Origin of the sequence: Cyanobium sp. Alchichica 3B3-8F6, from assembly GCF_024346435.1 — a bacterium.
Taxonomy (GTDB): Bacteria; Cyanobacteriota; Cyanobacteriia; order PCC-6307; family Cyanobiaceae; genus Cyanobium_A.
Map to the genome: position 1 here is coordinate 75,836 of NZ_JAGQCZ010000003.1, position 19,847 is coordinate 95,682.

Here is a 19,847-nt window from a genome sequence, read left to right on the forward strand (position 1 = left end):
GACTTTGTTTCTAGACATGTTGAAGCTCAGGGCCCACCTCCCACAAGCGGCGGAAGCCCGCACCTCCTGACGCCATGACTCTCACACCCTCGCGTCCTGTTCCTGAAGCCGCCAGCGAGGAGCAGCAACGCCTGGAGGTGGAACTGCTGATGGGCGAACCGGTGCTGGAGGACATCCAGCTGCAAGCTGTCGGCCAAGACCTGCTTCTGAGCGGCAAGGGACTGTGCACCGATCGCTGGCGCGAGCTGGGGGCCCTACCCCTCCACGAGTCCGATGGCCGGCTGGTCGTGGCTGTTCCCAGCCACTGGACCCCCCAGCAGCGCCAGGAGCTACGCGAGGAACTGCAACGGGCGGGGTTCGGCGCCGATCTCCAGCTGGCCTTGGCCAGCAACCTGACCGCAGTTCTCCACGCCAAGCCCTCCGCCACGAACGCCCCCCGATCCCTCACCCAGGATCTGGACATCCCCGGTGCATCGGACGGCGATCTCCAGGAGACCGCCGCTATCGAAAACCTCGAAATCGACGACACCGCGACAGCGAGCGCGAACGCCTCCCCCATCATCAGCTTGGTGGACCGGATTCTGATCGAGGCGCTGACTTCGGGAGCCAGTGACATACATGTGGAACCCCAGGAAAACTCCCTGGAGATCCGCTTTCGCCTTGACGGGGTGCTGCAGAAGCAGTTTGACGATCTGCCGAAGAGCCTGACGCCGGCCGTGACCTCAAGAATCAAGATCATGGCTGACTTGGACATCGCCGAACGGCGCTTGCCCCAAGACGGCCGGGTCCGACGCCTGTTTCGGGGCCGCAAAATGGATTTCCGGGTGAGCACGTTGCCCAGCCGCAACGGCGAAAAGATCTGCATGCGGCTGCTCGACAGCGGCGCCACCCAACTGGGCCTGGATACGCTCATCACCGACTCAGAAGCCCGAAAAATCGTGCGGAACTTGGGTTCCAAGCCCTACGGGATGCTTTTGGTCACGGGTCCAACCGGCTCGGGCAAATCGACCACGCTCTACGCCTTGCTGTCGGAACGCAACGACCCCGGCATCAACATCTCCACCGTTGAAGACCCGATCGAATACACCCTCCACGGCATCACCCAAACCCAGGTCAACCGCGAAAAGGGCCTCGACTTCAGCACAGCCCTACGTGCCTTCATGCGTCAAGACCCGGACGTGCTCTTGGTGGGAGAAACGCGCGACTTAGAGACAGCAAAAACCGCGATTGAAGCCGCACTCACCGGCCACCTGGTGATGACCACTCTGCACTGCAACGACACGGCCAGTGCTATCGCCAGACTGGACGAAATGGGCGTGGAGCCCTTCATGGTGAGCGCCTCGCTGCTGGGCATCGTCTCCCAGCGGCTGGTACGACGCGTGTGCCCCGATTGCCGCATACCTTACAAGCCCAGCCATGAAGATCTCGGCCGTTTTGGCCTCTTGAGCAGCCACGAAACGAATGTGAACTTCTTTCGGGCAAACACCCAGCAGAACAGCCAGGAGGGGTGCTGCCCAACCTGCAACGGGTCTGGTTACAAGGGGCGCGTCGGTGTCTACGAAGTTCTACGAATGAACGACACGCTCGCTGCGGCTGTGGCCAAACGGGAAACCACAGATGTGATCCGCCGGATGGCCCTGGAAGGCGGCATGAAAACCCTTTTAGGCTATGGACTCCAACTCGTCCGAGAAGGTCTCACAACGTTGGCGGAAGTTGAGCGCATGCTGTTGACCGACTCCGGGCTCGAATCAGAACGTCGGTCTCGCTCGCTCAGCACGCTCACCTGCAACTGCTGCGGTGCAGGACTGCAGGATGAATGGCTTGAATGTCCCTACTGTCTGACCAGCCGCTGAACGCCCCATGGCCGTGATGATCGAAGACCTGATGAGCCAACTGGTGAGAGATGGTGGCAGTGATCTCCACATCAGCGCCGGGGTGCCACCCTACGGGCGTTTCAATGGTCAACTCAGGGCCCTACAGGATGAACCATTAGCTGAAGAAGATTGCAACAAGCTGATCTTCTCAATGCTCAACAATGCCCAGCGCAAACAACTCGAGCAAACCTGGGAACTGGACTGCGCCTACGGTCTCAAAGGGGTCGCACGATTCCGGGTCAATGTGTATCGCCAGCGGGGGACCTATGCTGCCTGCCTGAGAGCTCTCGGCAACAGCGTACCCACCCTGGAAAACCTCGGTCTGCCTCCAATTGTTGAGGAAATGAGTCACATGCCAAAGGGGCTAATTCTTGTTACCGGACCCACCGGCTCAGGCAAAACAACGACCCTGGCTGCCATTCTGGAGCACATCAACCAAACACGTGCTGAACACATCCTCACCATCGAAGATCCGATCGAATTTAGCTACAAACCTGTCAAGAGTGTGATCCACCAGCGTCAACTCAACGACGACACCCGTAGCTTTGCCAACGCCCTGAAAGCCGCCCTGCGGGAAGATCCGGATGTAATCCTGGTGGGAGAACTGCGCGATCTGGAAACCATCCAGCTAGCCATCACAGCGGCAGAAACCGGTCACCTGGTGTTCGGCACCCTGCACACCAGTTCCGCAGCCCAAACGGTCGATCGCATGGTGGACGTCTTTCCACCCAGCCAGCAGACCCAGATTCGCGTCCAGCTGAGCAGCAGCCTCGTGGCCGTGTTCGCCCAGACCCTCTGCAAACGCCACAACCCAAGTCCTGGTCAATTTGGACGGGTGATGGCCCAGGAAATCATGATCAACACGCCGGCCACCGCCAACCTGATTCGGGAGGGCAAAACGGCTCAGCTCTACTCCCAGATCCAGACCGGTGGCCAGCTCTCCATGCAAACCCTTGAAAAAGCCCTGGGCGATCTGGTGCTCAGCAACCAGGTGACCATGGACGAAGCCCTGCTGAAAACCTCTCGGCCCGAGGAACTCAAACGCCTCGTGACCCAACTGAGCTGATCTTCGGCCACCCCCAGAGCCATGGCCACATTCATCGCCACCTACATCAATCCCCAGGGCAAGTCGGCGCTGATCGACGTTGAGGCAGCCGATCCAATCCAGGCCAAACGCAGCCTGCGCCTGCGGGGCATTCGAGCCACCAAAATCAAAGTCAAACCAAATGCGACCGCCACCAGCTCAAGTGCAGCTGCCCAACTGAACAACAAGCTGAGGTTTTCCAAGCTGAATGAACTGCTGGAGGCCAAGCCCGGCATCAAGGAGAAAGCTGTATTTGCCAGCAAGATGGCCGCCCTCGTCAATGCCGGGGTACCGATTGTGCGCAGCATCGACCTGATGGCATCCCAGCAGAAGATGCCGTTGTTCAAACGTGCCCTCCAGTCGGTCAGTCTAGAAGTAAACCAAGGAATGTCGTTGGGTGAAGCGCTGCGCCGTTGGCCCAAGGTGTTCGACAAGCTGAGCATCGCCATGGTGGAAGCCGGTGAGGCCGGTGGCGTCCTTGATGAATCGCTCAGGCGGCTGGCCAAGCTGCTGGAGGACAACGCCAAGTTGCAGAACCAGATCAAAGGCGCCCTGGGCTACCCGGTGGCAGTGCTTGTCATCGCTGTTGCAGTTTTTCTAGGAATGACAATCTTCCTCGTTCCTACTTTCGCTGAGATTTTTGACAGCCTGGGCGCCGATCTGCCTTGGTTCACCCAAATGATGGTGGATCTCAGCAGTCTTCTGCGCTCAACCTTTTCGCTCTACCTAGGGCTCGGTCTGATTGTTTTCGTCTATCTCTTCAGCAAATTCTATGCCACTCCCATTGGCCGTCGCCGGGTGGATGCCATCATTCTCAAACTTCCTCTGTTTGGCGAACTGATTCAAAAGACAGCCACAGCTCAATTCTGCCGAACCTTCAGCTCCCTAACCCGAGCTGGTGTCCCGATTTTGATGTCGCTGGACATTGTGCGAGAAATCACCAACAACTCCATCATTTCAGACGCGATCACCAACAGTCGCGAAGATGTTCTCCAGGGCATTCCATTGAGCGTGGCCCTCGGACGCATGAATGTCTTTCCAGATATGTCAATCAGCATGCTCTCGATCGGCGAAGAAACGGGCGAGATGGATGCCATGCTCTCCAAGGTTGCCGACTTCTACGAAGACGAAGTGGAGGCCATTGTCAAAGCCCTCACCTCGATGTTGGAGCCAGCCATGATCGTGCTAGTGGGCGGAATCGTTGGCTCCATTCTTCTGGCAATGTATATGCCCATGTTTGCCGTTTTTGAAAATATCAAATAGTGCTGGGGGTTATTCAGTTGCCAGAGCCTGACCGGCCAGCCAACCACTGCTCCAGCAGTGCTGAAAGTTGAATCCCCCGGTCACGCCATCCACATCCAGCAGTTCACCCGCCAGGTAGAGGCCGGCGTGCTGGCGGCTCTCCATCGTCGCGAGATTCACCTCCCCCAAGGGAATGCCGCCCGCCGTCACGAATTCCTCGCCGAAGGGGCCCCGTCCCGTGACCGCCACCCGGGTGTCGCGCAGCGCCGTGATCAGCAGCTGCTGGTGTCGCTTGGCCAGGTCGGCCCAGCGCTGCTGGGGATCGAGGCCATGGCGCTGCAGCAGGGCCAGCCAGAGGCGCCGGCTGAGGGCGGGCCAGGGCCGCCAATTGGCCAGCTGCCGCTTGGCCTGAACCCGCTTCGCTTCGGCAAACAGGGCGTCGAGATCCTGCTGGGACTGGCCGCCGCTCCAGTCGAGCCGCAACTCCCCCCGGTAGCCGGCGGCCTTGAGGGCCCGGGCGGCAAAGGCGGTGAGACGCAGGGTGGCCGGACCGGACAACCCCCAGTGGGTGATCAGCACCGGCCCGCGCTGGCGGAAACACTGTTCAGCGCCACCGCCGCCGGCTTGCGGATCCGCTGGCAGATGCAGGGCCAGCTCCACGGGATCCATCACCACTCCCGCCAACTCCAGCAGGGGATCGCCCGCCAGAGCGAGCGTGAACAGCGACGGCACGGGCGACACCAGCCCATGGCCGAGGGCGGCGGCAAGCTGGCGGCCGCTGGGGTGACTCCCCGTGGCCAACACCAGCCGATCGGCGGCCATCGTCTGGCCACCGCGCAGCCGCAAGTCAAAACCGCTCCCAGCCCGGGGACTGGCCTGCTGCAGCGCCACCCCGGTGTGCAGCTGCACGCCGGCCTGCAGGGCCGCCCGGCGCAGGGTGGCGACCACCGACTCGGAGCGGTTGGAGCGAGGGAACAGCCGGCCGTCGGCCTCCTCCACCAGCTCCAGGCCGTGCGCGTCGAACCAGGCCACCGCATCGCCCGTGGCGAAGCGAGAGAACGGGCCCCGCAGGGCCTGGCCGCCGCGGGGGTAGTGACCCACCAGCGCCCGCGGATCCCAGCAGGCATGGGTGACATTGCAGCGCCCGCCGCCACTGATCAACACCTTGTGCAGCGGCTCGGCGGTGGCCTCGAGCAGAACAATGTTGCGGACGCCCGCCTCAGCGGCTGCGATGGCGGCCATGAATCCGGCGGCGCCACCACCTGCCACCACCACGGCGGCATGGCTCGGGAGGCTCACGGAGCAGCAGGGCGGGGGACACGGGTGGGCAGCATGGGGTGATGGGCCAGACCGATCCAGCCAGCTTTCGCTTCAGTGTGGCTCCGATGATGGACTACACAGATCGGCACTTCCGGGTGTTGATGCGGCAGATCACCCGGCGCAGCCTGCTGTACACCGAAATGGTGGTGGCCCAGGCCCTGCACCACGCCCGCCTGGAACCCGGAGCCAGCGCGCCGGGGGGCCGGCTGGAGCGGCTCCTGGGCTTCGATCCGATCGAGAAACCCCTGGCCCTGCAGGTGGGCGGAGATGATCCGGCCTTGCTGGCGGAGGCCGCCCAGCTGGCGGCCGACTGGGGCTACGACGAAATCAACCTCAACGTGGGCTGCCCCAGCGAAAAAGTCCAGAAGGGTCGCTTCGGAGCCTGCCTGATGGCCGAACCCGACCAAGTGGCACGCGGCGTCGCCGCCATGGCCGCCGCCAGCCCACTGCCGGTGACGGTGAAACACCGGATTGGCATCGACGACCGCGACTCCTACGCCGAGCTGCTGGCCTTCGTGGATGCGGTGGCTGCCGCGGGAGCTCAGCGCTTTGCGGTGCACGCGCGCAAGGCGTGGCTGGAGGGGCTGGATCCCAAGCAAAACCGCACGATTCCGCCCCTGCGTTACGACATCGTGCACCAGCTCAAACGGGATCGGGCCGGGCTGACCATCGAACTCAACGGGGGCCTGGAGAGCCTGGAGAGCTGTTTGACACACCTGGAGCAGCTGGATGGGGCCATGGTGGGCCGGGCCGCCTATGCCCATCCCCTGCAGTGGGCTGCAGTGGATCAGCGGGTGTTCGCCGACACCAGCCGGCCTCCGGCCAGCGCTTCGCACGTGGTGCGCGGGCTGATTCCCTACGCCGAGCAGTGGCGCAGCCGGGGCGAGCGGCTCTGGCCGATCGCGCGCCACCTGGTGCACGTGGTGGAGGGTGTGAACGGCGCCCGGCGCTGGCGCCAGCAGCTCACCCAAGCCGCCGGAGACCGGCAGGCCGGTGCTGAGGTGCTGGAGGCCGCCGCTCGGGCCCTGGAGGAACGGGGGTATTAACCCTCGGCGCTGCCACTGCGGCGGCGCCGGGTGCGGCCGGCATCAAAGCCATCGCTCGGCGCAGCACTGCCAGCGCCGTAGCTGCGGTCTTCCCAGCCCCGAGCCCCTGAACCCCGATCTCCACCACCACCGGCACCGGCGTAGCCCCCGCCGCTATCTCCGCGGTTGTAGCCCCCGCCGCCGCCATAACCACCAGCGCCTGCATAGCCGCCGCCACCGCCGTAGCCACCACGACGCTGACCTCCTCCTCCTCCGCCACCACCAGCTCCCCGGGGCTCCGCCTTGTTGATGCGCAGGGGGCGGCCCATCAGCTCGGCGCCTTGCAGCGAATCAATGGCTTTGCTTTCCGCGGTGTCATCCGACATTTCCACAAACGCAAAACCACGCTTGCGCCCGGTCTCGCGTTCGAGGGGCAGCGAACAGTTGACCACTTCACCGAAGGGTGCAAACAATTCCGCTACGTCGTCCTGCTCAGCGCGGAAGGGAAGGTTGCCGACAAAAATGCTCACGAACCAGAGGGGCCGCTAACCAAAACAGCCTAAGACCCCCGGCGAGGCCTACTTCCCCTCAGGGGGCAACACGGATCCGGATTCGCTGCAACTGCTGCTGAACCTGCTCGAAACCGGTGCCGCCCTCACTGCGGCGGGCCGCCACCACCTGCTGGGGAGTGATGGCGGCGTAGATGTCGGCTTCAAAAGCAGGATGGAGCTGCTGCCAGCGCTCCAGCGGCAGGTCCCGCAGCAAAATCCCCTCCGCCAGACATCCCTTCACCAGGCCGCCGACCAGTTGATAGGCCTCGCGGAAGGGCACACCCTTCGCCACCAGATAGTCGGCCACATCGGTGGCATTGGAGAAATCCGCCGCCACCGCCGCCTCCAGCCGCTGGGGCCGAAACTCCAGACCTTCCTCAAACAGAATCGCCATCGCCTCCAGGCAATCAAGACAGGTGCGCACCCCATCGAACAGGGCTTCCTTGTCCTCCTGGAAGTCCTTGTTGTAGGCAAGGGGCAGGCCCTTGATCATGGTGAGCAGCCCCATCAGGTGGCCGAACACGCGGCCGCTCTTGCCCCGCACCAGCTCCGGAACGTCGGGGTTCTTTTTCTGGGGCATCAGGCTGCTGCCGGTGGCGCAGCGGTCGGTGAGGCCCACGAAGCCGAACTCCTCGGAAGCCCAGAGAATCACCTCCTCACTGAGGCGGCTGAGGTGCACCAACACCAGGCTGGCGGCCGCCATGAACTCCACCGCAAAATCCCGGTCGCTGACCGCATCGAGGCTGTTGGCGTAGATGGCCTCGAAGCCCAGCTCCTCGGCCGTCTGGCGCCGATCGATCGGCACGGGAGTGCCGGCCAGGGCCGCCGCCCCCAGCGGGCAGATGTTGACCCTCTGGCGTACATCGGCAAACCGGGAGCGATCCCGCTCTGCCATCTCGATGTAGGCCAGCAGGTGGTGGGCCAGGCACACCGGCTGGGCCCGCTGCAGGTGGGTGTAGCCGGGGATTAAAACGCTGCTGTGACGCTCGGCCTGGGCCAGCAGGGCCCGCTCAAAACGCAGCAGCGCCGCATCGATGGCGTCGATCTGGCCCCGCAACCAAAGGCGCAGATCAGTGCCCACCTGGTCGTTGCGGGAGCGGCCGGTGTGGAGCTTTTTGCCCAGGGGCCCCAGGAGCTCGATCAGGCGCCGCTCCACGGCGAAATGGACGTCTTCGGCCTCCAGCCCTGGGTTGAAGTCACCCCTGGCGGCTTCAGCGCGGATCGCCTCCAACCCCTCGATCAACCGGCTGGCTTCGTCCTCGGCAATCACGCCACAGCGACCCAGCATGCGGGCATGGGCGATCGAGCCATCGAGGTCCTGCTGCAACAACGTGATGTCGAAGCCGATCGAGGCGTTGAAACGCTCGATGGCCGGATGCAGACCCTGCTCGAAGCGCTGGCTCCAGGTGGAGGCGGTGGAATCAACGGCCATTCGGGACTTGGCAAGCTGCGCGGGGCAGAAGGTTTGCTTCGCAGGCAATCAGCTTGGCAGGGAGGGCAGCATCACCTCCTCCCGCACCTTGAGCACCACCATCGAGGCGTCATCGTCGAGCTGCCGATCGGCCCCCACAAAACGATCGAGCCGGGCGAACAGCTGATCGAGAATCCCCTGGGCGCCGATGCCGGAGCGGCAGGCCCCCTGCAGGTGCCGCACCAACCGCTCCTCGTCGAAACGGTCGCCACTGAAGCCCGTGGCTTCCGTCACGCCATCGGTGTAATAGAGCAGGACATCGCCTGGATCGAGCACGGTCTGCTCGAGCCCGTAATCGGCTTCGCTCTGCAAACCGATCAGCAGCCCGGGGGCATCGAGGCGCTCCACCTGGTTGCGCTGGCGGCGCCAGATCAAGGGCGGATTGTGGGCCGCATTGGCAAAGCGCAGCAGGCGGGTGCGGGGGTCGTAGTCGGAATAGAACAGGGTGACGAACCGGTGCGACTGGGCCAGGTCCTCCTGGGCCAGCTGGTTGAGGTCGTGGAGGATCCGCTCGGGGGAGTGGCCGCTCAGCACCTCGGCCCGCAACATGCCGCGCAGCAGGGTCATCAGCAGGCCGGCCGGCACTCCCTTGCCCATCACGTCCCCCATCACCAGAGCCCAGCGAGCCTGCTCACGGCGGCGGCCCAACAGCTGGGGCCGGGTGGGGATGAAGTCGTAGTAATCACCCCCCACCTGGAAGGCGGGGCGGCAGCGGGCCGCCAGCTCCACGCCGTCGATCAGCGGACAGCGATCCGGCAACAGCTGGGCCTGGATCTCGGCGCCAATGCTGAGCTGACGGTCCAAGCGCTCGTGGCGCCGCATGGTTTGCAGCAGCGCCTCGTTTTCCAGGGCCACGGCGGTGAGATCGGCCACCAGCTGCAGGTGGCGGCGGTGCACTTCGCTCCAGGCAAACCCCTTGCGGCCACTGAAGACATACAAACGACCCCGCTGCAGGCTGCGGGACACCACCGACGTGGCAAACACCTGCTCCCCCCCCAGCAGCCGGCCGATGCGCTGGTCGAGCAGGGCGACCACCGCCGCTTCGCCGCTGAGGGCCGCCAGCTCGGCATCACCGAGGGCCGCCAACTGGCGCACCAACTCAGCGCAGCGCTCCACCGGGGTGGCCTGCAGTTGCTCGCGCCAGAGGCGACCGTCCTCGTGGAACACCACCAGCACGGCCCCTTTCGCCTCCACCAGGCGGGTAGCCACCACGGGCACCAGCTCCAGAAACCGGCCCAGGTTGGTGAAGCTGCGCAGGGCGAAGGCCAACGAGGCGAGCAGCTCCTGGTTGCGCCGCTGCTCCCGGTTGAGGCTGTCGAGCAACTGACGCAGCGAGGCCGCAGCCGAGAGCACCGGGGCGGCGGCAGACGCGGCCTGCTGGAGCGGGTGGGGGGGCGGCTTGTTGCTCACCGATTGCTCACGGGACGGCCGCGGCGAGCCCGCAAGATAGCTCTCGAATCCGGCGGTGCCTGATCGGCTTAACGGGCCAACAGGGCCTCCACAAATTCGAAGCTGTTGAAGGGCCGCAGGTCGCGGATGCCTTCGCCGGCGCCGATGAAGCGGATCGGCAGACCCGCCTCGGAGGCCACCGCCAGGGCCACCCCACCACGGGCACTGCCATCGAGCTTGGTGAGCACCACGCCCGTGAGCCCAGCTGCTTTGGCAAAGGCCATGGCCTGGCGCAGGCCGTTCTGGCCCTGGCTGGCATCGAGCACCAGCAGCGACTCCACCACCGCCTCCGGCGCCAGCTTGTCGACGATGCGGCGCACCTTGCTGAGCTCCTCCATCAGGTTGTGCTTGGTCTGCAGGCGGCCGGCCGTGTCCACCAGCACCAGCTCGGTGCCCTTGGCCTGGGCAGCACCGATGGCGTCGTACACAACGGCGGCCGGATCGGCGTTGGCGCTGGGATTGGCAATCACCGGCACGTTGCTGCGGTCGCCCCACACCTGCACCTGCTGCACCGCCGCAGCCCGGAAGGTATCGGCGGCGGCAATCAAACAGCTGTAGCCGCTGCGCACCGCCAGGTTGGCCAGCTTGCCGAGGGTGGTGGTCTTGCCGACGCCGTTGACGCCCACCATCAGCCACACGTTGAGCCGATCGCGTTCGGGGGCCAGCAGGGGGGAACCGCTGGCCCGGGTCGGGGCATCCAGCAGGTCCTGGAGCTGTTCCTTGAGGAAGCGCAGCCCCTCGGCCGGATCCACCACCTCCTCGTTCATGCGTTTGCGCAGGGCGTCCAGCACCTGATCAGTGGCCTGCACGCCCACATCGGCCCGCAGCAATGTGGTTTCCAGGTCGTCGACCACCTCGGGGGTGAGCGGATCGTCGCCGAGGGTGTCCAGCAGCTGGGTGACAAAACCCTGCCGGGTCTGCTCCAGGCCCTGGCGCAGGCGCCCCAGCCAGTCGATCTCCTCGAGCGACACCTGATCGACCCGCTTGCCCTGGGCCGCCAGCACCTCCGCCGACCAGGTGAAGGTGGTGTCGAAGTCGCCCAGGCTGGGCTCGGCGGAGTCTGCGGGGGCTGCCTCGACCGGAGCGACGGCAGCACTGGCGGTGATGGCCTGCTGGCGCTCAGCCCGCTGGGCGGCGGCCTGCTCCAACAGCGACAGGCCTTGAGATGGCTCAGCAGAAGCCGGCGCAGTGAAGCCCTCTGCAGGATTCTGTACAGCTTGTACAGGATCGGGACGGGAGCTGGACAGGGGCGGTTGTGCCTGGAGATCCGTCTGGAGATCCGCCTGAGGATCTGCCTGGGAACCGGCCTGCGGTTCGGCAGGGAGGTTCGGCGCAGGCTCCTGCTGGGCCTGCTTCTGGGCTTCCTGCTGAGCTTTCAGGCGGGCGTAGGCCTGACGCGCCCACTCGAGGGCCTCCGCATTGGGATCCGGGTTGGGATCAGCCGAGCTGCCTTCGGGCTGGGCAGCAGCAGAAGCCGCTGGGGTCGGATCATCCGGGGCAAGCGAAGGCCCAGATGCCTGGCTGGGCGGCGTCTCGCCGTCGGCTGCGTCAGGCCCGGTGCGATTGAACCAGTCGTACACCATGGCGCCCTCAGGCCTCCGCCACGGGCCGGGCGGCCGTGAAGCGCCTCAGCACGCCGTTAATCATGCGGCGGCCCTGCTCGTCGCTGTAGCGGTTGGCCAACTCCACGGCCTCGTTGCAGGCCACCGCGGCGGGGGTGCGGAAACGGTCCAGATCCACGGCTGCCAGACGCAGGATGTCGCGGTCGATGCGAGGCAGGCGGGTGAGCCGCCAGCCCTCCATCACCCCGTCGAGTCGGGCATCGATGGACTCCCGATCGCGCAGCACCGCCTCCACCCGGTCGATAGCGCCGCGGCGCACCTCGTCCTGGTCGGCTAGAAGCAACAGCCGGGGCAGTTCCAGGCTGGCGGAAAGGCGGTTGATGGCCTGCTCCGCCGCCGCCAGTCCGGCATTGAGGTGCTGGCGCACCCGCGGCAACTGCTGCTCGCCCTGGTCCTGCAGCTCACTGTCCAGCAGGTCCTGCTGGGCGGCCTGCAGGTCCTCAGCAGAGCGGTCGAGGGCCTCGCGCACGTGCTGGCTGAGGGTGGCGAGCACCTGCTGCAACAGACCCTCCATCGCGATGGGCTGGGCTACGGAGGAGGCGCCGGCGCGGTCACTGGTCTGGCCGAGCATCAGCAGGGCCAGTTCGCGCGAGAGGGTGCGGCTCTGCATCAAAACGACTTGGCCTCAGGAAAGTTGGGAGGTGCGCAGCTGAGCCAGCAGGCTGGAGAAGCTGCGGTTGGGCGTGGAGCGCTCGTCGGGATTGACGATGCCGGCGGAAATGATCGTGCGGAAAGCATCCTCCACCGAGATGTCCAGGTCCTTGACCGACCGCTCGGGCACCACGGTGTACCAGCCGGTGGTGGGATTGGGGGCTGTGGGGATGAACACGCTCAGCATCGGTTCGCTGAAACCAGCCTGGAGCGCCGTGCCGATCGCACCGGTGACAAAACCCAGGGCAAACAACCCCTCCCGCGGATATTCCACAAGCACCACCCGGCGAAACTTGCTGGAACTGCCCTGCAGGAAAGTTTCCAGCAACTGCTTGAGGGTCTTGTAGACCGAGCCCGCCAGGGGAATCCGCAGCAGGGTGCCCTCGCCAAACTCCAACAACCAGCGCCCGACGATGTTGCGGGCCATCAGGCCGATCAACAGGATGCCGAGCAGGGGCACCAGAAGACCCACCCCCAGGTTGATCAGCTCCTGCAGCAACGGGTTGAGAGTGTTGAACGGGTTGAACTGCTTCGGGATCGAGGTGAGAAACGCCAGCACAAAGCGGCTCACCGTGGTCGCCAGCCAGATGGTGGTCGCCAGGGGAATGACGACCAGCAGGCCGGCGATCAGGTCATTCTTGAGGTCGGCCTGAAGCCGGTCCCCCAGGGGCTGATCAGATTTGGGACTGGATTGAACCAACTGACAACCCGGACGTCCGGCCCATTCGCTACCTGTTGGCAACTTAGCCAGCCAGGCTCAAAGCAGGGCCACCAGGGCCGCCAGCACAAAGCCGATGGCCAGCACCACGGCGGTGCCGGTGCCGCCGTAGCGGCGCTGGTTGACGGTGAGATCCCGGGCGCGCTGCTGCTGCTGCAATTGGTCGTCGGCCTGCTTGAGCTGGCGCTCCATGAACGCCTTGGCGGCCTGCTGCTTCTGCTCGGCCGTTGCGGTGGCAGGGATCTGGCCAGCCTGCTCGGCCTGGGCAATCAACTGGTCGATCACCTGGGGGTTGTCCATCTGGGAGCGGGCCGCCGCCAGCTGGGCCTTGCGGGCCTCGAGCTGCTGGTCGGCCTGGTCGGAAAGGGCGCGGTCGCCACTGATCGACACCGGCACCGCCACGAGCATCGCCAGAGCCAGCAGGATGCTGAGCACCGCCACCAGCCAGCGCAGGGGCGTGCGGCCGGCGGCGGGATGGTCGAGGCGGCTGCCGAACAGCATCAGCAGCAGGCCCACCAACGCCATCGGCGACTGGGTCACCAACCGGTCCATCAGCAGCTGGCGGTAACCCTCCTCGCCCCAGTTCCAGGAGCCCAAGAGCACCAGCAGCTGAAGCACCAGCAACACCACCAGGGTGAGGCCGAGCCAGCGCAGCAGATGGCCCAGGCGGCCGAAGGAGGCAGTGCTCACAGGAGGGGCTCGCGGCAGATTGAGGAGACGGCGCAACTGTACGGGCGATGACGCAGCACGCCCATCACGAGCTGGCACACCAGCTCAAAGAGCAGGCCCGGCAGCTGGGGTTTGACCCGGTGGGCCTCGCCGCCGTGCCCGCCGGGGAGCGCCTAAGCCTGCGGACGGCGGCCCTGGAGCGCTGGCTGGCGGCCGGCTATCAGGCCGACATGGCCTGGATGGCCGACCCGCGCCGGCGCGCGGTGGAGCAGCTGTTGCCGGGGGTGCGCAGCCTGCTGGCGGTGGGGCTCAACTACTACGTGGCGGCCGAGCGCGCCCCCGGCTCCCTGAAGGTGGCCCGCTACGGCTGGGGCCGCGACTACCACCGGCTGATCGAGGGGCGGCTGCGCCGGCTGGGCCGCTGGCTGGAGCAGCAGGTGCCCGGGGTGCGCTGGCGGGCCTGCGTCGATAGCGCCCCGCTGATGGACAAAGCCTGGGCCGAGCAGGCCGGCCTCGGCTGGATCGGCAAACACGGCAACCTGATCCACCGCCGCCGCGGCTCCTGGCTGCTGTTGGGCCACCTGCTCACCAGCCTGGATCTGCCGGCGGATACCCCCGCCACACCCCTCTGCGGCAGCTGCAGCCGCTGCCTGCCGGCCTGCCCCACCGGCGCCATCACCGAGCCCTTCGTGGTGGACAGCCGCCGCTGCATCGCCTTCCACACGATTGAGAATCGGGATCCAGAGCTGCCCGCGGCCATGGCCACGGCACTGCAGGGCTGGGTGGCCGGCTGCGACATCTGCCAGGAGGTTTGCCCGTGGAATCAACAACCGCTGGAGAGCAGCGATGATCCGGATCTGCAGCCCCGGCCCTGGTTGCTCGATCTGCAGGCTGACGAGGCCCTGCTCTGGAGCGATGCCGACTGGGATCAACGCCTGCGGGCCTCGGCCCTGCGCCGCATCAAACCCTGGATGTGGCGACGCAACCTGCGGGTCAGCCAGGGCGGCACTGCCTAGGCTGAGCGGATCTGTCCCCAAGCGATGGCACCGCGCCAATTGCGCATCGACCCGTGGCGCATCCAGAGGCGCATGGGCCAGTGGCTCACTGGTTTGACAACAACCCGCCTCTGGAAGGCTCACCGGTCGAGCGCGGTTCTGGTGGGTGCACTGGGGTTGCTGCTGACGCCAGTTCTGCCCGCCCGGGCGCTGGTGCCCTACGTGTACGTCCCCCAACGCCAGGAGCTGGAAGGCGCCGGTCTGGGCATTGCCCAGGCAGCGGCTCGATTGCTGCGGCTGGGCCAGGCCAGTGATGCCGCCCGTCTGGCGGCCCTCACCGTGCAACTGCTGCCCGACGACCCCCGCGGCTGGGTGCTGCTGGCCGAGGCCCAGCTGCGCAGCAACCAGCTCAAACAAGCCGGCGTATCGCTGGCCAAGGCCAAGCAACTGGATCCACGCAACCCGGGCATCTGGTTTGCCGAGGGCTCCCTGGCCCTTCGGGCCGGCAAACCCGAGGATGCGATCGGCCTGCTGGAGCAGGGGCTGAAGCTCGACAAAGGCAATGCCGGTGCCTACTTCGACCTGGGCAACGCCCGCATCCTGCTCGGCCAGAGCGGACAGGCCCTGGCGGCCTTCGAGCGGGCCTCCTCCCTGCACAAGAACTTCTGGGAAGCCCTCAACAACCAGGGTCTGGTGCTGTTTGAACAGGGCAAAACCAAAGACGCCATCCAGCGCTGGCGGCGGGTTCTGACCATCAAGCCCGATGCGGCAGAACCGATGCTGGCGCTGGCCGCAGGACTGTTCGCCCAGGGGGCGGCCGGCCGCAGCGAAGCCCTGGAGCTGGCCGGCAAAGCCCTCGACAACGACCCCAATTACGTGCTGGAGAGCTACCAGAAGGAACAACTCTGGGGATCCAAACTGCGCAGCACCACCCAGGAGCTGCTGCAACAGGGCGATCTCAAAGCCGTGGTGGATCGGGCCCTCGCCAATGCCAGCCCGGAAGGCGAGAGCAGCGAGGAGGAGTAAGTCCCGCTGGAAGCGGCAGCCCTCGACAGCATCTGTAGGCTGAGCCCCACCTTCCGACCCCAGACCACGACACCGGATGGCCGAGGAGCGCCCAGGGGAGCGGAGCGGACCGGGCAACGACCCGCGCATTCAACCGATTGCGCTGCACCAGGAGATGCAGCGCTCGTACCTCGAATACGCGATGAGCGTGATCGTGGGGCGGGCCCTGCCGGATGTACGCGACGGCCTCAAGCCCGTGCAGCGCCGCATCCTCTTCGCGATGCACGAACTGGGCCTCACCCCGGATCGGCCCTACCGCAAATGCGCCCGTGTGGTGGGCGACGTGCTTGGCAAATACCACCCCCACGGCGACCAGGCGGTCTACGACGCGCTGGTGCGTCAGGTGCAGACCTTCGCCAGCCGCCACCCACTGCTCGATGGCCACGGCAACTTCGGCTCCGTCGACGACGATCCGCCGGCGGCCATGCGATACACCGAAACGCGGCTGGCGCCCATCGCCAACGAGGGCCTGCTCGATGAGATCGGGGCCGACACCGTTGATTTCGCCGCCAACTTCGATGGCTCCCAGCAGGAGCCCACGGTGCTGCCAGCCCAGCTGCCGTTTCTGATCCTCAACGGCTGCACCGGCATCGCCGTGGGCATGGCCACCAACATCCCGCCCCACAACCTTGGCGAAGTGGTGGATGCCCTGATCGCCCTGGTGCGCAAGCCAGATCTCTCCGACGGCAAACTCCTGCAACTGGTGCCCGGCCCCGATTTCCCCACCGGTGGCGAAGTGCTGGTGGGCCAGGGCGTGCGAGACACCTACCTCACGGGCCGCGGCAGCATCCCGATGCGGGGTGTAGCCCACATCGAGGAGGTGCAACCCGGCAAAGGCCGTCACAAGCGCGGCGCCGTGGTGATCACCGAGCTCCCCTACCAGCTGAGCAAGGCGGGCTGGATCGAGAAGCTGGCCGAGCAGGTGAACGACGGCAAGATCGGCGGCATCGCCGACATCCGCGACGAAAGCGATCGCGAAGGCATGCGGGTGGTGGTGGAGCTGCGCCGCGATGCCAACCCGGAAACCGTGCTGGCCGATCTGCAGCGGCGCACGGCCCTGCAGAGCAACTTCGGCGCCATCCTGCTGGCCCTGGTCAACGGTCAGCCGGTTCAGCTGAGCCTGCGGCGGCTGCTGCAGGAATTCCTGGAATACCGGGAACTCACCCTGATCCGGCGCACGCGCCACGCCCTCAAGCGCTGCGAAGACCGGCTCGAGGTGGTGGAAGGCCTGATCAAGGCCCTCGATGCGCTTCAGCACGTGATCGCCCTGATCACCGCCGCCAGCGATGCGGCCAGCGCCCGGGCTGCCCTGCAGGTGCAACTCAACCTGAGCGAGCGCCAGGCCGATGCGGTGCTGGCCATGCCCCTGCGGCGCTTGACAGGCCTGGAGCAGGAGAGTTTGCGCAAAGAAGCGTCCGAGCTGATCGAGGAGCGGGGCCGGCTGCGTCACCTGCTCGACGACCGCACGGTGCTGCTCGACACGCTGGTGTCGGAGTTGAAGGCGCTGCGCAAGCGCTTTGCCACACCCCGGCGCACCCGCTTGGTGGAGGGAGGCGATGCGCTGGTGGCCCAGCGGGCGGCGGCGATCCGTCCCAACGCCGAACTCCAGCGCCAGCAGGCCTTTGCAGCCCTGGCCCCGGAAAGCCGGCTGCTGATCCAGGCGGATGGGGCGGTGAAGATCCTCAGCTCCCAGATGCTGGGACGGCTGCACCTCGATGAGGCCATCGCGCTGGGGGAGCACCCCTCCCCAGCCCGCCTAATCCTGCCAATTGCCGAACAACCGCTGCTGCTGGCCTTCACGGGAAGCGGGCGAGTCGCCCTGCTGCGCTGGGAATTAGCCGGGCAACAGCCGGGCAAGCTGGAGCGCTTCCTTCCCGACAGCCTCGAGGGAGAGCCGGTGGTGCAGGTGCTGCCCCTGCCCGCCCAGGGCAGCCTGGGCCTGCTGAGCAGCGACGGCCGCTTCAAACGGCTGCCCGTCGAAGACTTTCAGGAGTTGTCGGGGCGGGCGGCCACGGTGCTGAAGCTCAAGGAGGGCGTCAGCCTGCGGCGAGTGGTGAGTGGCCACGAGGGCGACACGCTGGTGGTGGCGAGCAGCACCGGCCGGATGCTGCGCCTCAGCTTCAACGAAACCGAATTACCGCTGATGGGCCGCGCCGCCCAGGGCCCCATGCTGATGCGGCTGCTGCCTGGGGAAGCCGTGGTGGGTGCCGCCTGCGTTGCAGCCAGCACTGCCAGCGCCTCGGTGCTGCTGGCAACTGAGGGGGGGCAGGTGAAGCGGCTAGAGGTGTCCAACCTGCGGCTTTGCCAGCGCGGCGAAATGGGTCAGATCGGCTTGCGACTGCAACAACGGGGAGATCGCGTGATCGACCTGCAGCCAGCCGACGCCGCGGTGCTGAGCCTGCTGACCGAAAAGGGCTGGAGCGCAAGGCTCGACCTAAGCCAGCTGCAGGCCGAAGACTGCAGCGGCATCGGGATCTCAATCGCCCTGCCGCCAGGCCAGGTGCTGCAGCAGCTGGTGCCCTTAATCCGTTAAGAAACTGGGTGCTCTCGCAAAACAGCTGCCGCAATGCCGGCCGGCTCGAGCATCAGCTTGCTGGAGCGCACCTGCTCGGGCATCTCAATCGGATAGGCGCCGTCAAAACAAGCGGTGCAGAAGTTCGCGGAATTGGCCAGAGCCGCGTCCACCATGCCCTGCTTGCTCAGGTAGGCCAGGGAATCCACCCCCAGATGGGCTGTGATTTCAGCCAGGGTGAGTCGAGCCGCAATCAGTTGATCCTGGGTGTCGGTGTCGATCCCGTAGAAACATGGGTGGGTGACCGGCGGTGAACTGATCCGCATGTGCACCTCCGTGGCGCCGGCATCCCGCAGGGCCTGCACCAACTTGCGGCTGGTGGTGCCCCGCACGATCGAGTCATCGATCACCACCACACGCTTGCCCGCCAGCACATCGGGCAGGGGGTTGAGTTTCACGCGAATTCCCGCCTCCCGCATCGCCTGGGTGGGCTGGATGAAGGTGCGGCCGACATAGCGGTTTTTGATCAGGCCATCGCCAAAGGGGATGCCGCTGAACTGGGAGTAGCCGATCGCCGCCGGGATGCCGGAATCGGGTACGCCGATGACGATGTCGGCGTCCACCGGCGTTTCGCGGGCCAGGGCCTCGCCGATCCGCACCCGGTAGCTGTAAAGCGACTCGCCAAAAAAGCGGCTGTCTGGCCGGGCGAAATAGATCATCTCGAACACACACAGCTTCGCGGGCTGCTCACACCACCGGCTGCAGCTGGGGTTGGGATCCCCCTGGCGGAAGTGGATGATCTCCCCAGGCTCCACGTCGCCATCGAAGGCGGCGCCGATGATGTCGAGTCCGCACGACTCGCTGCTCACCACCCACTGGGCCTCGCTGGGTCCACCGATATGGCCAAACACCAGGGGCCGGATGCCGTGGCCATCGCGCAGGGCAAACAGCCCCTCCGGGGTGCCGATCACCAGACTGAAGGCGCCGCGGCAGCACTCCGCCGCCTGCCGGATCGCGCGGTCCCAATCGAGGCCACGGTTCACCGCCTGTTGGACGGCAAAGGCAATCAGCTCGGAATCGGTGGTGGAGGTGAGCTCGCTGGCGATGGCGGCGAGGTCGTGCCGCAGCTCGCCGGCATTCACCAGGTTGCCGTTGTGCGCCAGGGCAAACGGCCCGATCCGGGTGTTGAGCACCACCGGCTGGGCATTGCAAACCTTGCTGCTGCCGGTGGTGGAATAACGGTTGTGACCAATGGCCAGATCGCCGGTGAGGCGCTCCAGCACGGCCTGGTCAAACACTTGACTGACCAGGCCCATGTCCTTGTGCAGCCGCACCTTGCGGTTGGCATCAAACACGGCAATGCCGGCTGATTCCTGGCCGCGATGCTGAAGGGCGTAGAGCCCGAAATAGGTGAGGTTGGCCACCGGCTGCCCTGGTGCCAACACGGCGTAGACGCCGCAGGCCTCTTCGGGCTTGTCGGGGCGCTGGTCCAGATCGTGCTCTGCTGCCTGATCGTTGGGCTCCGAATGCATCACCAGCACAGGCCCATCAACGATCGTGGTGCAGATTCATTCTGCATGAGAGCGCCCGATCCACGCC

Annotated in this window: 16 protein-coding genes; 7 read left to right on the top strand and 9 right to left on the bottom strand. The window is 65.9% G+C overall.

From position 1 onward, the window contains the following. Positions 1–74: 74 nt before the first annotated feature. The 3 genes from KBY65_RS03705 to KBY65_RS03715 are packed head-to-tail and all read left to right on the top strand — an operon-like array spanning position 75 to position 4,221. A complete protein-coding gene (locus KBY65_RS03705; protein ID WP_255000563.1) occupies positions 75–1,853 on the top strand; it encodes a GspE/PulE family protein in 1,779 nt (592 codons plus the stop codon). A gap of 7 nt (positions 1,854–1,860) precedes the next feature. Then, positions 1,861–2,940: a type IV pilus twitching motility protein PilT gene (locus KBY65_RS03710; protein ID WP_255000564.1), complete on the top strand. Its 1,080-nt coding sequence runs from the start codon at positions 1,861–1,863 to the stop codon at positions 2,938–2,940. A gap of 21 nt (positions 2,941–2,961) precedes the next feature. After that, the gene (locus tag KBY65_RS03715) at positions 2,962–4,221 is read left to right on the top strand and encodes a type II secretion system F family protein (RefSeq protein WP_255000565.1); all 1,260 of its coding nucleotides are present in this window, start codon (positions 2,962–2,964) and stop codon (positions 4,219–4,221) included. A 9-nt stretch (positions 4,222–4,230) separates the two neighbouring features. Here KBY65_RS03715 and KBY65_RS03720 read toward each other — a convergent pair whose 3' ends face one another. Then, positions 4,231–5,442 carry an NAD(P)/FAD-dependent oxidoreductase gene (locus KBY65_RS03720; protein WP_255000637.1) on the bottom strand — a complete coding sequence of 404 codons (1,212 nt, stop codon included), beginning with the start codon at positions 5,440–5,442 and terminating at the stop codon, positions 4,231–4,233. Positions 5,443–5,540: 98 nt separating this feature from the next. Between KBY65_RS03720 and dusA the strand changes: the two genes are divergently transcribed. Continuing rightward, positions 5,541–6,566 carry a tRNA dihydrouridine(20/20a) synthase DusA gene (gene dusA, locus KBY65_RS03725; protein WP_255000567.1) on the top strand — a complete coding sequence of 342 codons (1,026 nt, stop codon included), beginning with the start codon at positions 5,541–5,543 and terminating at the stop codon, positions 6,564–6,566. On the opposite strand, the gene KBY65_RS03730 is transcribed toward dusA, so the two are convergent. From KBY65_RS03730 to KBY65_RS03760, 7 genes are all read right to left on the bottom strand, one after another. After that, positions 6,563–7,075 (bottom strand): RNA recognition motif domain-containing protein, encoded by a 513-nt coding sequence (locus KBY65_RS03730; RefSeq protein ID WP_094558966.1) that lies wholly within the window; start codon positions 7,073–7,075, stop codon positions 6,563–6,565. The genes dusA and KBY65_RS03730 overlap by 4 nt on opposite strands. A 58-nt stretch (positions 7,076–7,133) precedes the next feature. After that, the gene (gene argH / locus KBY65_RS03735; protein WP_094558965.1) at positions 7,134–8,528 is read right to left on the bottom strand and encodes an argininosuccinate lyase; all 1,395 of its coding nucleotides are present in this window, start codon (positions 8,526–8,528) and stop codon (positions 7,134–7,136) included. A gap of 48 nt (positions 8,529–8,576) precedes the next feature. After that, the gene (locus KBY65_RS03740; RefSeq protein WP_255000568.1) at positions 8,577–9,977 is read right to left on the bottom strand and encodes a PP2C family protein-serine/threonine phosphatase; all 1,401 of its coding nucleotides are present in this window, start codon (positions 9,975–9,977) and stop codon (positions 8,577–8,579) included. A 68-nt stretch (positions 9,978–10,045) separates the two neighbouring features. Continuing rightward, a complete protein-coding gene (gene ftsY, locus KBY65_RS03745) occupies positions 10,046–11,599 on the bottom strand; it encodes a signal recognition particle-docking protein FtsY (protein ID WP_255000569.1) in 1,554 nt (517 codons plus the stop codon). Between the two features lie 7 nt (positions 11,600–11,606). Next, positions 11,607–12,248 carry a transcription antitermination factor NusB gene (gene nusB / locus KBY65_RS03750; RefSeq protein WP_254988372.1) on the bottom strand — a complete coding sequence of 214 codons (642 nt, stop codon included), beginning with the start codon at positions 12,246–12,248 and terminating at the stop codon, positions 11,607–11,609. Positions 12,249–12,263: 15 nt separating this feature from the next. After that, entirely contained in the window at positions 12,264–12,989 is a 726-nt protein-coding gene (locus KBY65_RS03755; RefSeq protein ID WP_254988370.1) for a DUF502 domain-containing protein, read from the bottom strand. 57 nt (positions 12,990–13,046) lie between these two features. Beyond that, positions 13,047–13,697, bottom strand: a complete 651-nt coding sequence (locus KBY65_RS03760; protein WP_255000570.1) for an HpsJ family protein — start codon at positions 13,695–13,697, stop codon at positions 13,047–13,049. 47 nt (positions 13,698–13,744) lie between these two features. Between KBY65_RS03760 and queG the strand changes: the two genes are divergently transcribed. The 3 genes from queG to KBY65_RS03775 all read left to right on the top strand — a co-directional run bounded on the left by queG (position 13,745) and on the right by KBY65_RS03775 (position 18,269). Then, positions 13,745–14,692: a tRNA epoxyqueuosine(34) reductase QueG gene (gene queG, locus KBY65_RS03765; RefSeq protein ID WP_094558959.1), complete on the top strand. Its 948-nt coding sequence runs from the start codon at positions 13,745–13,747 to the stop codon at positions 14,690–14,692. 72 nt (positions 14,693–14,764) lie between these two features. Continuing rightward, positions 14,765–15,697, top strand: a complete 933-nt coding sequence (locus tag KBY65_RS03770) for a tetratricopeptide repeat protein (RefSeq protein WP_409996621.1) — start codon at positions 14,765–14,767, stop codon at positions 15,695–15,697. Positions 15,698–15,773: 76 nt separating this feature from the next. After that, positions 15,774–18,269, top strand: coding sequence for a DNA topoisomerase (ATP-hydrolyzing) subunit A (locus KBY65_RS03775; protein WP_255000573.1), 2,496 nt, complete (start codon positions 15,774–15,776; stop codon positions 18,267–18,269). Here KBY65_RS03775 and purF read toward each other — a convergent pair. Continuing rightward, positions 18,266–19,780 carry an amidophosphoribosyltransferase gene (purF, locus tag KBY65_RS03780; protein ID WP_255000574.1) on the bottom strand — a complete coding sequence of 505 codons (1,515 nt, stop codon included), beginning with the start codon at positions 19,778–19,780 and terminating at the stop codon, positions 18,266–18,268. The genes KBY65_RS03775 and purF overlap by 4 nt on opposite strands. Between the last annotated feature and the right edge of the window lie 67 nt (positions 19,781–19,847).

Excerpts from the sequence above, each read along its gene's own strand:
- KBY65_RS03705 (WP_255000563.1), top strand. The coding sequence starts at position 75 with ATGACTCTCACACCCTCGCGTCCTGTTCCTGAAGCCGCCAGCGAGGAG.
- KBY65_RS03710 (WP_255000564.1), top strand. The coding sequence starts at position 1,861 with ATGGCCGTGATGATCGAAGACCTGATGAGCCAACTGGTGAGAGATGGT.
- KBY65_RS03715 (WP_255000565.1), top strand. The coding sequence starts at position 2,962 with ATGGCCACATTCATCGCCACCTACATCAATCCCCAGGGCAAGTCGGCG.
- KBY65_RS03720 (WP_255000637.1), bottom strand. The coding sequence starts at position 5,442 with ATGGCCGCCATCGCAGCCGCTGAGGCGGGCGTCCGCAACATTGTTCTG.
- dusA (WP_255000567.1), top strand. The coding sequence starts at position 5,541 with ATGGGCCAGACCGATCCAGCCAGCTTTCGCTTCAGTGTGGCTCCGATG.
- argH (WP_094558965.1), bottom strand. The coding sequence starts at position 8,528 with ATGGCCGTTGATTCCACCGCCTCCACCTGGAGCCAGCGCTTCGAGCAG.
- ftsY (WP_255000569.1), bottom strand. The coding sequence starts at position 11,599 with ATGGTGTACGACTGGTTCAATCGCACCGGGCCTGACGCAGCCGACGGC.
- nusB (WP_254988372.1), bottom strand. The coding sequence starts at position 12,248 with ATGCAGAGCCGCACCCTCTCGCGCGAACTGGCCCTGCTGATGCTCGGC.
- queG (WP_094558959.1), top strand. The coding sequence starts at position 13,745 with ATGACGCAGCACGCCCATCACGAGCTGGCACACCAGCTCAAAGAGCAG.
- KBY65_RS03770 (WP_409996621.1), top strand. The coding sequence starts at position 14,765 with ATGGGCCAGTGGCTCACTGGTTTGACAACAACCCGCCTCTGGAAGGCT.
- KBY65_RS03775 (WP_255000573.1), top strand. The coding sequence starts at position 15,774 with ATGGCCGAGGAGCGCCCAGGGGAGCGGAGCGGACCGGGCAACGACCCG.
- purF (WP_255000574.1), bottom strand. The coding sequence starts at position 19,780 with ATGCATTCGGAGCCCAACGATCAGGCAGCAGAGCACGATCTGGACCAG.